Here is a 14080-nt window from a genome sequence, read left to right as displayed (position 1 = left end):
GATACGCCGCGGCCGTCGTAAAGACGGCCTGCGGCAATCTCCGAAAAAACACGCGTTCGGCATGACGGGGCGGCCCGGGAATCAGCGTCCGACAGCGTGCGGTCGTTCCAGCATCGGCGCAGCCGACGCCTCCTGCATCGCGCCGGACACCCCCTCCCACCCTGCCCCACCCGGCGCGAGGAATGTGCGCGGTTCGCCGCTCAGGGGATCGTCGAAGGCCAGTGCGTGGGCGAACAGCTGCAGCGCGCGATCGGAGTCGTCGGCGTTCCGGACCTGCAGCGTTGGATAGCAGCGGTCGTGCACGATCGGCGCGCCCAGCGCCGCCATGTGCACGCGCAGCTGGTGCTTGCGGCCGGTGACCGGCGCCAGGCGATAGGTCCACGCTTCGTGACCACGGGCCGCCACGTCGACCACGGTCTCGCTGTTGTGGGCGCCGGGCACCTCGCGCATGCGGAAGAACGGCTCGCCCCGCTCCAGGCGGCTGCGCTGCACGTGCGGGAAGGCCAAGGCCGGGAGCGGCGGCGCGAGGGCCAGGTAGTGCTTGCGGATGCGCCGCTCGCGGAACAGCGCCTGGTAGGCGCCGCGGCTGGCGGGATCGGCCGAGAACATCACCAGGCCCGCCGTGTCGCGGTCGATCCGATGCAGCGGCACCAGCGCGGGATTGCCCAGCTTGCGCACCAGACGCGACAGCAGCGTCTCGCGCACCCAGGCTCCGGTGGGCGCGACGGGCAGGAAATGCGGCTTGCAGGCGACTACCAAGTGCGCATCGGCATGCACGACGGTTTCGACGGACAGCAGCAGCGGCTCGTCCGGGACTTCGCGGAAGTACCGGATCTCGGCGCCGACCCGGTATGCCGCGTCGGCATCGAGCGGGTGGCCGTCCACGTCCAGCACGCGCCCGCGCGCGAATCGCGCGTGCCAGGTGGCCGCATCGATCGCGGGAAACCTCGCGCACAGGCCATCCAGCACCGTCGCCCAGGGGCCGGGCGGGAGCTGGAGCCGGCTGGCGGGAACGCCGTCGAGCACGATGCGCGGAGGTCGGGTCACGCAGACAGGATATCGGGCCCGGTCGCGACGCGCGGCACGGTCACTGCGCTGGCGCGGGTTCGGCGGCCTGACCGGCCGGCGCCTGCGAGCGCTGCGGAGTCTCGATCAGCTCGTCCACCGGATAGCCCATCGCGCGGGCCTGCTCCACCAGCCGTGCACGCACCGCGGGGGCCAGCTGCGGCGTGCGCGAGAGGATCCACAGGTAGTCCGCGTCGGGCGCGCCGACCATGGCCCACCGGTAGTCGGCCTCGTCGAGCGCGATCACCCAGTAGTCGCCCCAGACCACGGGAAGCCACGACAGCCAGGCCGGCGCGAACCGCACTTCCAGCGTGGACGTGCGTCCGTGGACCGTGCGCGCCACGCCGCGCGCCTGCTCGAAGCCGCCCTCGCGCGTCCGGCACCGGTTCAGGACCTCCACCGTGCCGTCGGCCTGCAGCCGGTAGCGGGCGGTCGTGTCGGACACGCACTGGCGCTGGAACACCATCGGCAGGTGCGCCTGTTCGTACCAGGTGCCCGCGTAGCACGACAGGTCGACGTCGTCCACCGGCACGTTGGGCCGTGGATCAGGCGGCGCTGCGGCGGCGATGCCGGCGGCCGCGAGCGGGCCGGCCAAGAGGGCCGCAAGGATTATCGGATGACGCATGTCGAGGACTCCCGACCACGATGCGCCAAGCGTGGCCGCGACCCGGTCGGCGCCACGTGACGTCGCGAACGTCACTCGGGAGCGACCGCCCCGGCCACGCGTTCGACGGTGACGCGCTCGAAAGTGATGATGCTGCGCGACTCGCCCTCGTCGGCCCAGTTCGGCATCACGCGCCAGGGCGTGAGTACCTCCAGGCGGTCGCCGTCCAGTGCGAACTGGCGCCGCTGCCCGGTGCCGACCCACGCCGGGTTCCAGGCCACATCGACCTCGGTGATCCAGTCGTCGCCCTCGATGCGGTAGCGCCCGGTATAGGCGATCAGGCTTTCGAGCAGCCGGGCCATCTCCGCGTCGCTGTCGCCGGGCTCGCGTCCGTCGCCGGTCAGCATGAACCAGACCCGGCCTTCCGGGCTGAAGATGGTGTAGCCGGACGGTCGCTCCCCCATCGCGGGGAAGCGGCGTCCGGTCGCGCGTACCTCCACCTCGTACGCCAGCAGCCGCCAGGTTCCGACGATGCCGGCGGCGGATGCATCCACTGGGGCGGGCGGACCGGAGACGCGCGGATCACCACCAGGATCCCGGCTCATCGGGCCCCTCGGCACGCGCTGGACGGGCCATACGGCATCAGATCGGCTCCGAAACGGATCGGGATCGCGTGGCGAATGCATTCCCGGACGAATGACGATGGTGCCAGCCGCCGTGTCAATGCACCGTTGCCGGCAAGCAGGACACCCCGCCTGCCGCAACACCATCGCGCCGCTCCGGATGCGTGTCCCGTCGCGTTCACGCGTGGCGCCAGCCGTGCGGTCGACGCGCAGGCTGCCGCTCCACCATCGCCCCGATACGCGTCAATCCCCCTCGGCGGCCGCCTCGCGGCCCTGCTGGCGGATCAGGGCTTCCTCGCGCGCGTCGTTGATCGCATGGCGGACGCCGTCGAGGTCGGGCGCGGACTCGTCGTGCTCGAACCGCCCCGTGAGCTCGGTATCCGGATGCAGCTCGCCGGCCTCGTACAGCGCCCACATCTCTTCGCCGTACCAGGTGTCCAGCAGCTCCGGCGCCCACGCGCCGAGGCTGGCGGTGAGGTTGTTCACGTCGCGCAGCAGCATCGTGCGCGCGGCATTGTTGCCCGCCGCGCTGACCACCTGCGGCAGGTCGATGATCACCGGGCCGTCCGGGGCGACCAGCACGTTGTACTCGGACAGGTCGCCGTGGATCAGCCCGGCGCACAGCATCTTCACCACCTGCCGCACCAGGAAGCGGTGGAAACCGCGCGCCTGTTCCGGCGCCAGCTCCACTTCGCCGAGCCGCGGCGCGGAATGGCCGTCCGCATCGACCACCAGTTCCATCACCAGCACGCCGTGGAAGTAGCCGAAGGGTTCGGGCACCCGGACACCGGCATCGCGCAGCTGGTACAGCGCCTCGACCTCGGTGTTCTTCCACTCGGCTTCCTGCTGGCGCCGGCCGTACTTGCTGGCCTTGGCGATCGCGCGCGCCTCGCGGCTGCCGCGCACCTTGCGGCCCTCCTGGTACTGCACGCGCTGCTGGAAGCTGCGCTGGGCCATGTCCTTGTAGACCTTGGCGCAGCGGATCTCCCCGCCTGCGCTGACGACGTACACGGCCGCCTCCTTGCCGCTCTTGAGCGGCCGCATCACGGCGTCGATCACGCCATCGTCGATCAGCGGCTGCAGGCCGGACGGGGTTTTCATGGCACCTCGATCATGGGCGCGCCGCGCGGCGCAACAGGCGACGCGCGGATCGCAGGGCGCCTAGAGTGCCCGATCGCTACACTGCCTGTCCTGAATCGCGTGGCGTGGAGCAATGTCAGAACCGGTGCGACTGGCCAAACGCGTCTCCGCCCTCGCCCGCTGCCCGCGCAGCGAGGCTGAGCAGTACATCAAGGGCGGATGGGTGCGGGTGGATGGCGTGGTGGTCGAGGATCCTGCGCTGGCGGTGCGCGACGAGACCGTCGAGCTCGACCCGGCCGCGCGACTGGATGCGATCGAGCCGGCCACGGTGCTGCTGCACCGGCCCGCCGACCTCGACGCCGGCCGCGATCCCGGCGCTGTCGCCGCACTGGTCCGGCCCGAAACGCGCTGGCCCGACGATCCGTCCGGGGTGCGCCTGCTGCAGCGCCACTTCCACCGCCTCACGCCGCTGGTGCCGCTGGACGCCGAGGCCACTGGCCTGGTGGTGCTCACACAGGACGGCCGCGTGTGGCGGCGCCTGACCGAAGATGTCGAGGCGATCGAACAGGAGTTCGTGGTGGAAGTGGTCGGCGAGATCGCCCCGTACGGCCTGGCCAGGCTCAAGCATGGCCTGCACTACCGCGGCCGCGCGCTGCCCGCGTGCAAGGTCAGCTGGCAGAACGAGGTGCGGTTGCGCTTCGCGCTCAAGGGCGTGCAGCCGGGCCAGCTGCGCGACGTGTGCAGGCAGGTGGGCCTGGAGGTGGTGGCGATCCGGCGCCTGCGCATCGGACGCGTGTCGCTGGCGAAGATGCCGGTGGGTGCATGGCGCTACCTGCCGGCGGGCGAACGCTTCTGAGGCGTCGTTTGCGGCTCGGCCCCGTGATCCTCAGCCCGGGCCTTCAATGCGACGGTAGAGCGCTTTCGCGATCGCGAAAGCGCACGGTACCCGACCGAACGCCATGCCTTGCAGCTGCGGGACGTTAGTCCTCCCTAGTCGGGCGTCGCGGCGTCCGGTTGCCAACCCAGGTCCGGCTCCGGGTGGTAGCCGATCCCCATCGCGTCCAGGTGCGGACGCAACGCGCCCGTGCGCTGCACGAAGTCCTCGTAGCGACGTTGCGCCTTCGGCGTCCACGCCACCTCCGCCGCCGCCGCGAGGCGCGGCCACAGGCGGTTGTCCGCAGCGGCATCGGTGTGCACCAGTTCGGTCCACAGCGCGGCCTCGATGCCCACCGCGGTCGGGAACGGCGTGGGATCGAACGCGTACAGCCGCGCCAGCGGCACGCCCTCCTTGCGGCACCAGTCGTAGGTCTGCGGCTGGCCGGCGTAGTTGCCATGGTCGATGTAGAAGTACGAGCACGGCGAGAGGATCAGCCGATGGCCTTCCTCGACCGCCGCGGCGATGTCGTAGCCATCGTTCCAGAACTGGAAGAGCACGTCCGGACGGGTGTCCGCCACCGACCCCTCCTCCCAGAAGATGGCCGTGCGTCCCATGTCCTCGACCATGCGGGCCGTGTGCGCCACGAACTCGCCGTACAGCGGGTGCTTGATCTCGTCCCCACCCATGTGGATTTCCTGCGAGGGAAAGATCGCCAGCACTTCCTCCAGCACCTGCTGTACGAACGGATACACCACCTCGGGCTTGTCCAGGCACAGCACGCTGAAGCCCACCTCCAGTCCCGAGTACGGCGCCAGGTTGTCCTCGTCGTCGCAGGCCAGTTCGTTGTAGGAGGCCAGCGCCGCCTGCACGTGTCCGGGCACGTCGATCTCCGGCACGATGGTGATGCCGCGCGCCTGCGCGTAGGCGACCAGATGACGCAGTTCGTCCTGGGTGTACCAGCCGCTGCGGCCGCCCTTCACCGCGCTGGCGCCGCCGATCTCCACCAGCTTCGGCCAGCGTTTGATCTCGATTCGCCAGCCCTGGTCGTCGGTCAGGTGCAGGTGCAGGCGGTTCAACTTGAACAGGGCCATGCGGTCGATCGTCCGCTCGACGTATTCCACCGGCAGGAAGCTCCGCGCCACGTCGAGCGACAGCCCGCGCCATCGGTACGCTGGCGCGTCGACGATCTCCAGACGCGGCAGGCGTATGTCCGCCTGCGGCTGCGCCGGCAGCAGCTGGCGCAGCGTCTGCACGGCATGCAGCAGGCCGGCCTCTGTGCGGGCGCCGAGTTGCACGTCACCGGCGATGACCAGCCGGTAGCCCTCGTCGCCCAGCGCAGGATCGTCCACGCGCTGCAGGCGGATGCGCGTCGGCGCGTCATCGACATCGGAAACGGCACCGGCATCGGCGACGGCGATTCCCAGCGACTCCAGCGTCGCCTCGAGTGCCGCCTCAGCTCCAGGCGACTGCGTGTCGACCTGCACCGCCACCGTATCGGCGAATCGCAGTTCTCCGCCACGCATCGTCAGCGATTGCGGCAACGGCACCAGGTGCACCGCAGTGGCGGATGCCTCCGGCGCCACAGCCGCAGCGGACGACCCGGACACGACCCCGGCGACGGCCAGCATTCCGCACAACACAGCCTTGAACCCCATGTCCGATCGATCCCCAGAGTCGGCCGCGGCGGGCCGGAAACAGCGTGCACTTTCCCTGCGCCCATCGCATTTGTCCACCCGTCCAGGGGTGCCTGATCCCGCGCCCGCGACGCGACGCGCGGGACATTCCGTGGCTCCCCGCAGCGTGAGCGTGGCTGTCTGCCCACGACACCGGCTTCACCCGGACGCCGGCATCGTCCATTGCGTCGGATCGCCGCACATCGATCCGGTGCGCCGTCCAGGCGCGCGGCCGCAAGCATCAGTGCCGATGACAGGCGAAGTCCGCACCATGTCCCGCCTCACCGCGCGACCGTTCCCGAACACGCGCGATGCGACACGATTTTCCGACGCCGCGGATTCGCGCTTCCGGACCCGCCCGCCCCACGGGCCCCTCGACCCCGTACCGAATCGACACCCATGACCGACACGCCCGCTTCCCCTCCCCCCGCGCGAAAGGGCCAGCCCGATCCGAAGCTCGGCCGGGACGAGTTCGAGCGTCGCTATCGCATCGCTTTCACCGACCCCGCATTCGATGCCCACCGTGGCGCCATCGACCAGCTCGCCGCGATCGCCTGGAACGCGTACGACGAGGGCCGCAAGGCGCCGCACACGCATCCCGCCGGGCCCGGCTTCGAAGATCCTGCCTATGCGCTGTCCGACGAATGGCGCGCCGCGCGCGATGCCATCGTGGAGGCCACGCGACGCCAGCAGGCACCAGGCACGCCGGACCGACTCCTTCTCGTCTGCGCCTCGCCGCGCAGCGAGCACACCTGTCCCGGCGAGATGTCGAAGACCTGGCGCCTGCTCGAGGCCGCGCGCGATGCGGCGACGGCGCAGGGCGCGGAATGCGACGTGCTCGAACTCAACCGCACCGCGTCCGAATTCGGCCGCACCATCCATCCGTGCAAGGGCTGCGTGTCCACCGCGATGCCGCTGTGCCATTGGCCGTGCTCGTGCTATCCCAACCACGGCCTGGGCCAGCACCAGGACTGGATGAACGCGATCTACCCGCGCTGGGCGGAGGCGCACGGCGTGATGATCGTGACGCCGGTCCACTGGAACCAGGCCACCTCGCCGCTGAAGCTGATGATGGACCGCCTGGTCTGCGCCGACGGCGGCAACCCCGATCCCACTTCGACGCAGGGCAAGGATCCGGCGCGCGCCAAGCGCCTGGAACTCGAGGGTTGGGACTACCCCCAGCACCTGGCCGGTCGCGCCTTCTCGGTGGTCGTGCATGGCGACAGCGAGGGAACCCAGCTGGTGCGTCATGCGCTGTCCGACTGGCTGCGCGGCATGGGCCTGGTGGACGCCGGCGCGCTGTCGCAACTGGACCGCTACATCGGCTACTACGCGCCCTACGCCACCAGCCACGACGCGCTCGACGAGGACCGGGCCGTCATCGAGGAGAGCCGCAACGCCGCGCGGGCACTGCTCGAACGCGTCCGCCAGCTGCGTGCAGGGCAGCGCGAGGCCGGCGCCACTCTCGACATGCCCCGGCAGAAGTAGCGGGTCTCGGGCGAGCTGCGCTCACCCGGCGACGATACCCCGTTCCATCCCCATGCCGATCCGCGATCGCGTAGCCCGGGTAAGCGCAGCGCACCCGGGACCCGACGGACGCGCGCTCACTCGCCCTCGAACATGCCGTGGCGCCGGTGCCAGTCCTCGAGCGATTCCTCCGGCAGACCGTCCAGCTGCACGTCGTGCGGCCCGTCCGGCACCTGCACCCAGTTGGCCTTCGAGTCCAGCAGCATGTGCACCCGCTCCGGTGGCCGCGGAAGCTCGGTGTCGATGGCCGACGCATGCGGATGCACCAGGTCCGGCCAGTCGGGATCGAACAGCCACAGCGCGCTGCCGCATCCGGTACAGAAGTGGCGGCGCCCCGAACTGATGCGGCAACTGCCGTCGTCCCTGCGGATCTTCGCGTTGTAGACGCCCAGATGCCCGCGACCCTCCACCTCCAGCGTGTCCGCGCGCGCGCCGAGGTTGACCGCGCTGCCGCTCCCGCCCGCGGTCTTGCGGCAGATCGAACAGTAGCAATGCAGGAAAGGTGCGGGTGCGTACGCCTCGCAGCTGAAGCGGACATTGCCGCAGTGGCAGGAACCTTCGAGTCGCATCGGAGCCTCCGGAGGGAACGTGACGCCCGGACCGTAGCGCCGGCGGCGCGAACAGCACGTCAGCACCTGTGGCCGCATCGGACCCGGCCCCGCCCGCTTCGCGCCCGCCTTCCTGATGGTCCCCTACTCCTGTTTCGACTAGCATGGCCCGCGGGCCATTCCCGCAGTGCGCGTTCCGCGGCGACCGTCGCCCGCCTCGCTCCCTTCCATGCGTCATCGCCCGGCCGTGCCCGGCGACGCTTCCCGGGAGCCTCGTGCCTGGTTTCAGTACCCGTATCCTCACCGTCGTCGTGGGCGACCACGCGTACCGGCTGCGCGTGCTCAGCGACCGCCAGCAGTTCGCCGATCCCGATGGCCATGGCGAGCGCCTCGGCATTTCGTCCGCACAGTGGTCGCTGTTCGGTCAGCTGTGGCCCTCGGGCCGGCTGCTGGCCGAGGCAATGGACCGGGCCGACGTCGACGGCAAGCGGGTGCTGGAGATCGGCTGCGGCATCGGCCTGGCCAGCCTGGTCCTGCAGCGTCGTGGCGCGGACGTCGTGGCGACGGACATGCATCCGCTGGCCGAATCGTTCCTGGCCTACAACGCCGCGCTCAACGCGCTGCCTGCGCTGCACTACCGGCAACTGCGCTGGGATCATCCGCTGCCCACGCTGGGCGAGTTCGACATGCTCATCGCCAGCGACGTGCTGTACGAACGCGGCACTGCCGGGCTGCTGTCCGAAGTGGTGAGGCGCCACGCACGCCAAGGGTGCGAAGTCGTGATCACCGATCCAGGTCGCGGCCACAGCGGTGGGTTCACCCGGCTGCTGGCCACGCAGGGGTTCGATGTCAGCGAATCACGCTTCGCGATGGAGGACGACGACCGCGCCGTAAGCGGACGGTTGCTGCACTACCGCCGGGCTGCGCCTCCGGACTGAGGGGCATCGCGAGCCGGCGCCACGCGCGATGGGATCCCGACCACGACACGCGGCACATATGCCACGGCCATCCCCGGTCGACGCTGGCGGTTCGCGCCAGGCCGCCGGCGGCCCGGTTGAGAACCCTGCCGTAGCCCCCAGTTTCTCCAATTCCACCGAGACACAGGCAGGCTCTCCCGTGACCGACTGGTTCAGCGCCCTGACCCGCATCGTCAACCGGCACGAACGCAGCGACGATCCGCATGCGCTGCCGCGGGCGGCCGCCGCGCTGCTGCTGGAGATGGCGGTGACCGCCGACGGCGGGGACGAGGTGGAGCTGGACGTGGTGCACCAGGCGATGGCAACGGCCTTCCGCATGGCGCCTGCCGAGCTGGCGTCGCTGATCGAACAGGCGCACGAAGCGCGGCGGCAGTCGGTCTCGCTGCACGAGTTCACCCGCGAGCTGAGGCCCGGGCTCGATGCCGCCCAGCGTGCGGAGCTGGTCGAATGGCTGTGGCGGGTCGCCTTCGCCGATGCGCGCCTGGACAAGCACGAGGAACTGATGGTGCGTCGGGTCGCGGACCTCCTGGCGGTGCCGCATGCGGAATTCATCCGCAGGAAGCAGCTGGTGAAGGCGGAGCTTGGGACGCCGAAGCACTAGGCGCTGCAGCATGCCCGCCGGTGCGCCGCCGTGGCGGCTGTGCGAATGCGGTGCAGGAGATGTGGGGCCGCGTGGAGAACGGTGCGCGCATACCGTTTGACAACGGCGGACGTGGTTCGGAGCATGCGACGCTCATGATGGAGCGCAACGCCATGCCGAATCTGCCCGCGCTGTCCTTGCTGTTGTGCGTGCTGCTGTGGCCGCCCATGTCCCCGGCGCAGGACCGGGAGCCGGCGACCACCCCGACGACACCGCCCGACACCATGGTGCCGCCCGCACCGGCCTGGCTCGAAGCGCTCGACGCGCTGTACGACCAGCGCATCCGCGTGGCCGGCCTGGAAGACCGGCGGTTCGCGCCGGAACAGTGGTGGTCCCTGGCCGGGCCGCTCGCCAGCGACTCGCGCGGATTCCGGAGCGAACGCATCGGCCGCAGCGCGGAAGGACGCCCCCTGCGGTACGTGTCCTGGGGCGAGGGCGACACGCGCGTGCTGCTCTGGTCGCAGATGCACGGCGACGAGAGCACGGCGTCGATGGCCCTGGCAGACCTGTTCCGGTTCCTGGGCGAGCACCCTCGGCATCCGCTGGTCCAGCGATGGCGCAGGCACACCAGCCTGCACTTCTTCCCGATCGTGAATCCGGACGGCGCGGCGCGCTTCCAGCGGCGCAATGCGCAGGGCATCGACATCAACCGCGACGCGCGCGCCCTGGCCACGCCGGAGGGTCGCGCCCTGCACGACCTGCGCGAACGCCTGCAGCCCAGGTTCGGGTTCAACCTGCACGACCAGGACGTGGGCACGCGCGTGGGCGACACCGGCCGCGGCACCGCCATCGCCCTGCTCGCTCCGCCCTACAACCAGGCGCGCGAGGTCGATGCCGCGCGTGCGCGCGCGATCGAAGTTTCGGTGGCCATCCGCGCCGCGCTGGAGCCCTACGTCGCCGGCCGCATCGCCAGATGGGACGACACGTTCAACCCGCGCGCGTTCGGCGACCTGACGGCGCAGGCCGGCGTGTCGACCATCCTGGTGGAGTCCGGCGGCATCGAGGGCGATCTGCAGAAGCAGCAGTTGCGCAAGCTCAACTTCCTCGCCCTGGCCGCCGCGCTGGACGCCATCGCCACCGGCGCCCATGCCGGCTTGCCGCATGCGGCGTATCGCGAACTGCCAGAGAACGGAAGCAGCTGGGCAGACCTGCGTATCAGTGGCGGCACGCTCGTGCTCCCCGGACGCGCGCCGGCCAGGGCCGATCTGGTGCTGGAATTCGACGATGCGCTGCTGGAACGCGGCGCAACGGTGCTCGACATCGGCGACCTGGCCGGGCGCCCCGCACGCAGGACGATCGACGCGACCGGCCTGTACATCGTGCCCGTCGCCATCGCGGGCAGCGATGGGAGCGCCGGAGTGCATGCGATCGCGCCACGCGCCCGGGCGTACTTCCATCTCAGCCGCGACCCGCAGGGCCGCGAGATCGTGTGGACGCTGGCCGGAGACGTCGATCCCGACCAGCCCGCGCCCGCGCGCGACTGACCGTCGGCCTGATGCGGATCAGCGCACCCCGGGCACGCCTGCCCGGTCCTCGACGCCCTCCACATCGGACATCGCACAGCGCGCTCCCTCCCAGCCGCGGGTGATCACGCTGAAGTTCCCGTCCGTCTCCAGCACCACCGCGTCGATCTCCTCGAACGTGGCATGCCCCGCCGCGCGGACCGCGGCCCGCAACTCGCCCTCCGTGACCCGCTGCTTGCGCAGCGCATCGACACAGGGCCGGCCTTCACGCAGCAACAGGGTCGGCGCGTTCTTCACTGCGCGACGGACCCAGCCGGAACGCACGGAGGTCCAGCTGATCGCGTACTGCAGCATGATCAGCAGCCCCATGCCGAGCACGCCTTCCACCAGCGCGACCTCCTCCGTCAGCAGGATCGTTGCCAGGGTCGAACCCAGCGCGATCGTGACGATCAGGTCGAACGCGTTCCACTTCGAGACGGTCCGCTTGCCGGTCGCCCGCAGCCACGCGACCAGTCCGAGGTATGCGAGCGTGCCGACCACGATCACGCGCAGCAGCCCGTGCCAGCTGTCGAAGAACATGTGCCAGTCCCGGTGCGGAGCGCACCATTCACGCACGATGCGGGTCGAAGTCTCGTGATCCGTGGACATCCGACCCGCACAGGGCTGCTGCATGCGCGCCACGCCACCGGCGCCGCGGACCACGTCAGTCCAGGCGGGATGGCTCGGCCGCAAGCCGGGGCAATTCGACGGGTTCGACGCGTTCGACGGATTCCCGGCCTGCCGCGCCGGGCATGGCAGCGGCCGCCTGCGCCCGGTGGATGCGCAGCGAGCGTGCAAGGCCGCTCGGGGCCGGCTGCCCATCCTCACCCGCGAGCTCTTCGAGGACGCGCCCGACCCGGGAGGACAGGCCCCAGTCGACCGAAATCGAACGCGCGCAACGCGCCGACCAGGCATCCAGCAGCATCGCCAGCGTCCCCACCTCGGGCACGCCGTCACCGCGCCTGCCCCACGTGTCGCGCAGCACCTGCACGACCACCACACCGCCCAACCCGTACAGCAGCGCCAGCAGCTGCGCCGCATGCTGGTCGTCGCGCGTCGCGCCCTGGTCCGCGCGCAGGGCGAAGTCGGCCGAACGCAGGGTGTGGTCCCACAGCAATGCCGCGCAGCGGCCGAAGACGCTGCCGTCGTCGGCGATCACCGGCTGCAGCAGGGCGGCCATCACGATCCGGCGCAGTCCCTCGGTGCCGAGCAGCGCCACGGCACGCTCGAGGTGCTCGATCGGCGCGTCCTGCCGACGGTACATCGCGCTGTTGGCGATGCGCAGGAGGTTGCCGGCCAGCGCCGGGTCCTGCGCGATGATCGCGGCGATGGACGGCGCACTGGCGGCCGGATCGTTGATCGCACGCGTCAACTGCGGCAACAGCTGGGGACGCCGCGGCACGTAGCGCGGGTGCGCGTCGATGCGCGCCAGGACGTCGACCGCGGCTGCCCCGGCGTCGGCGGAGTCCACCGCCGACACGCTGCCCGCCGTCGCGGCATGCGCGAACGCCGGTGCGCACAGCCGCTCGAGCATCACCCGCTCGGGTTCGGGCGCCCGCACAGCCGGCGGCGAGACGGCTGCATCGCCCGGCGCGGCCGTCACGGTCGCGTCCGGAGCGCCGTCGCCATCGACGGGACGCCGAGGCGCCGCGCGCCGCACGGGCGCGGATGGCCCTCCCGGCCCGCCAAGTTGCCGCCGTCGCAGCAGCAGGCCCGCAGCAGCGGACACCACCAGCACGGCAATCACTGCAATCCACAAGGTCGGCACGGGGCCCTCATCCAGGTTCGCCGCGGCAAGTCTCCGTCCGCGTGGACTATTCAAGCACGCGGGACGGACCGGGTACGGTCGGCCACGCCCCCTTATCGGCCGGCAGACACCTGTCGACAGCCGACGCGGCGAACGGCCGGCGCGGACGGGAGCGACGGACGGGCGGACGGTGCCGTGTCGGCGCCCCCCTCAAGCGCCGGGTCCTCCCGTCTCCTGCAGCGCGCCATGACATGGCCCACATGCCTCCGGGCCTAGACTCGCCCCCTCCCTCCCTGCCGGATTTCCCATGCGCATCCTGATGACAGGCGCCACCGGTCTGGTCGGCCAGGGGGTGCTGGTGGAAACCCTGGCGCACCCGGGCGTGTCCCATGTAACGGTCCTGGGACGCCGCGCCCTGTCGCACCCCGACCCGCGGGTGGAGGATCTGGTGGTGGAGCGGTTCGACGAGCTGACCGGGGTGCTCGAGCGCCTGACTCCCTTCGACGCCTGCTTCTATTGCGCGGGCGCACCGCCGCTGGGCACACCGGAACCCGAGTACCGGCACGTCACGGTCGATCTCACGCTGCACGTGGCCCGCGCCTTCGGCCAGCGCAATCCCGGCGCGCGGCTGCTCTACATTTCCGGCGCCCATGCCGACCCCGCCAGCCGCTTGATGCCGCTGCGGGTGAAGGGCGAGGCCGAAGGCGCGCTGCGCGGTCTGCCGATCCCCGCCGTGATGCTGCGCCCTGGCGGCATCGCGCCGGCGCATGGTGAACGCAGTCCGCACGGATGGATGCGGCCGCTCTACACGGTCGCGGGGCCGGCCATGGTGCTGGGCGTGCGGCTGCTGCCGGGGATGATGACGAGTACCGCGCTGCTCGGGCGCGCGATGCTGGCACTGGCGGCCACGCCGGACCCGCCCGACGTGGTGGAGAACGACGCGATCAATGCGCTTGGCGAATCCGGACCCGAGTCCGACGCGGCGCCGCCGACGCACCCGTAGACCTTCCGGCAGGCTCCCCCCGCGCTACGCCTGTGACGCCCGCGCTGGCGAGTAGCGAGACGCGCGGGTCCGGCACGCGAGGCGCGCCAGCGCATGGACCCGGCATCACGAGGCGACGGCCGACGCCTGTCCCACGTGTCCGCGGATCCGCGAGCGACGTGATGCCGGCGGCGCGGCGCCCCGTTCCGTAGCCCGGATAAGCGCAGCGCATCCG

At 71.1% G+C, this 14080-nt stretch carries 13 protein-coding genes and 1 pseudogene; 6 read left to right on the top strand and 8 right to left on the bottom strand.

Annotated features, from left to right (window positions below; translation table 11 throughout):
* Window positions 1-165 precede the first annotated feature (165 nt).
* The 4 genes and pseudogenes from QFW81_RS05845 to QFW81_RS05830 all read right to left on the bottom strand — a co-directional run.
* Window positions 166-1047, bottom strand: a pseudogene (locus QFW81_RS05845) (pseudouridine synthase); the annotation flags it as partial.
* A 40-nt stretch (window positions 1048-1087) separates the two neighbouring features.
* Window positions 1088-1690, bottom strand: a complete 603-nt coding sequence (locus QFW81_RS05840) for a lipocalin family protein (RefSeq protein ID WP_280577712.1) — start codon at window positions 1688-1690, stop codon at window positions 1088-1090.
* Between the two features lie 71 nt (window positions 1691-1761).
* The gene (locus QFW81_RS05835) at window positions 1762-2223 is read right to left on the bottom strand and encodes a lipocalin-like domain-containing protein (RefSeq protein WP_280577711.1); all 462 of its coding nucleotides are present in this window, start codon (window positions 2221-2223) and stop codon (window positions 1762-1764) included.
* A 312-nt stretch (window positions 2224-2535) separates the two neighbouring features.
* Window positions 2536-3393 (bottom strand): PA4780 family RIO1-like protein kinase, encoded by an 858-nt coding sequence (locus tag QFW81_RS05830; RefSeq protein WP_280577710.1) that lies wholly within the window; start codon window positions 3391-3393, stop codon window positions 2536-2538.
* A gap of 112 nt (window positions 3394-3505) precedes the next feature.
* Here QFW81_RS05830 and QFW81_RS05825 point away from each other — a divergent pair, with 112 nt between their 5' ends.
* The gene (locus tag QFW81_RS05825) at window positions 3506-4228 is read left to right on the top strand and encodes an rRNA pseudouridine synthase (RefSeq protein ID WP_280577709.1); all 723 of its coding nucleotides are present in this window, start codon (window positions 3506-3508) and stop codon (window positions 4226-4228) included.
* A 134-nt stretch (window positions 4229-4362) separates the two neighbouring features.
* Here the strand turns inward: QFW81_RS05825 and QFW81_RS05820 are convergent, their stop codons facing one another.
* Window positions 4363-5904 (bottom strand): beta-N-acetylhexosaminidase, encoded by a 1542-nt coding sequence (locus QFW81_RS05820; RefSeq protein ID WP_280577708.1) that lies wholly within the window; start codon window positions 5902-5904, stop codon window positions 4363-4365.
* Window positions 5905-6321: 417 nt separating this feature from the next.
* Between QFW81_RS05820 and QFW81_RS05815 the strand changes: the two genes are divergently transcribed.
* The gene (locus QFW81_RS05815; protein WP_280577707.1) at window positions 6322-7410 is read left to right on the top strand and encodes a flavodoxin family protein; all 1089 of its coding nucleotides are present in this window, start codon (window positions 6322-6324) and stop codon (window positions 7408-7410) included.
* Window positions 7411-7526: 116 nt separating this feature from the next.
* On the opposite strand, the gene QFW81_RS05810 is transcribed toward QFW81_RS05815, so the two are convergent.
* Window positions 7527-8018 (bottom strand): GFA family protein, encoded by a 492-nt coding sequence (locus tag QFW81_RS05810; RefSeq protein WP_280577706.1) that lies wholly within the window; start codon window positions 8016-8018, stop codon window positions 7527-7529.
* Between the two features lie 254 nt (window positions 8019-8272).
* On the opposite strand from QFW81_RS05810, the gene QFW81_RS05805 reads away from it, so the two are divergent.
* The 3 genes from QFW81_RS05805 (at window position 8273) to QFW81_RS05795 (ending at window position 11098) form a co-directional block, all read left to right on the top strand.
* Window positions 8273-8935 (top strand): class I SAM-dependent methyltransferase, encoded by a 663-nt coding sequence (locus tag QFW81_RS05805; RefSeq protein ID WP_280577705.1) that lies wholly within the window; start codon window positions 8273-8275, stop codon window positions 8933-8935.
* Window positions 8936-9113: 178 nt separating this feature from the next.
* Window positions 9114-9575 carry a tellurite resistance TerB family protein gene (locus QFW81_RS05800; RefSeq protein WP_280577704.1) on the top strand — a complete coding sequence of 154 codons (462 nt, stop codon included), beginning with the start codon at window positions 9114-9116 and terminating at the stop codon, window positions 9573-9575.
* A 152-nt stretch (window positions 9576-9727) separates the two neighbouring features.
* The gene (locus QFW81_RS05795) at window positions 9728-11098 is read left to right on the top strand and encodes a M14 family zinc carboxypeptidase (RefSeq protein WP_280577703.1); all 1371 of its coding nucleotides are present in this window, start codon (window positions 9728-9730) and stop codon (window positions 11096-11098) included.
* A gap of 18 nt (window positions 11099-11116) precedes the next feature.
* Here the strand turns inward: QFW81_RS05795 and QFW81_RS05790 are convergent, their stop codons facing one another.
* Together QFW81_RS05790 and QFW81_RS05785 are read right to left on the bottom strand one after the other, a co-directional pair.
* Window positions 11117-11656, bottom strand: coding sequence for a DUF421 domain-containing protein (locus QFW81_RS05790; protein ID WP_280577702.1), 540 nt, complete (start codon window positions 11654-11656; stop codon window positions 11117-11119).
* A 124-nt stretch (window positions 11657-11780) separates the two neighbouring features.
* The gene (locus QFW81_RS05785) at window positions 11781-12719 is read right to left on the bottom strand and encodes an HDOD domain-containing protein (RefSeq protein WP_280577701.1); all 939 of its coding nucleotides are present in this window, start codon (window positions 12717-12719) and stop codon (window positions 11781-11783) included.
* A gap of 451 nt (window positions 12720-13170) precedes the next feature.
* Here QFW81_RS05785 and QFW81_RS05780 point away from each other — a divergent pair, with 451 nt between their 5' ends.
* Entirely contained in the window at window positions 13171-13866 is a 696-nt protein-coding gene (locus tag QFW81_RS05780; RefSeq protein WP_280577700.1) for an NAD-dependent epimerase/dehydratase family protein, read from the top strand.
* Window positions 13867-14080 lie beyond the last annotated feature (214 nt).

The organism is Luteimonas kalidii, assembly GCF_029887935.1.
GTDB lineage: Bacteria > Pseudomonadota > Gammaproteobacteria > Xanthomonadales > Xanthomonadaceae > Luteimonas > Luteimonas kalidii.
This window is presented reverse-complemented; position numbering and strand designations above follow the sequence as displayed.

Excerpts from the sequence above, each read along its gene's own strand:
- QFW81_RS05840 (WP_280577712.1), bottom strand. The coding sequence starts at position 1,690 with ATGCGTCATCCGATAATCCTTGCGGCCCTCTTGGCCGGCCCGCTCGCG.
- QFW81_RS05830 (WP_280577710.1), bottom strand. The coding sequence starts at position 3,393 with ATGAAAACCCCGTCCGGCCTGCAGCCGCTGATCGACGATGGCGTGATC.
- QFW81_RS05825 (WP_280577709.1), top strand. The coding sequence starts at position 3,506 with ATGTCAGAACCGGTGCGACTGGCCAAACGCGTCTCCGCCCTCGCCCGC.
- QFW81_RS05820 (WP_280577708.1), bottom strand. The coding sequence starts at position 5,904 with ATGGGGTTCAAGGCTGTGTTGTGCGGAATGCTGGCCGTCGCCGGGGTC.
- QFW81_RS05815 (WP_280577707.1), top strand. The coding sequence starts at position 6,322 with ATGACCGACACGCCCGCTTCCCCTCCCCCCGCGCGAAAGGGCCAGCCC.
- QFW81_RS05810 (WP_280577706.1), bottom strand. The coding sequence starts at position 8,018 with ATGCGACTCGAAGGTTCCTGCCACTGCGGCAATGTCCGCTTCAGCTGC.
- QFW81_RS05795 (WP_280577703.1), top strand. The coding sequence starts at position 9,728 with ATGCCGAATCTGCCCGCGCTGTCCTTGCTGTTGTGCGTGCTGCTGTGG.
- QFW81_RS05790 (WP_280577702.1), bottom strand. The coding sequence starts at position 11,656 with ATGTTCTTCGACAGCTGGCACGGGCTGCTGCGCGTGATCGTGGTCGGC.
- QFW81_RS05780 (WP_280577700.1), top strand. The coding sequence starts at position 13,171 with ATGCGCATCCTGATGACAGGCGCCACCGGTCTGGTCGGCCAGGGGGTG.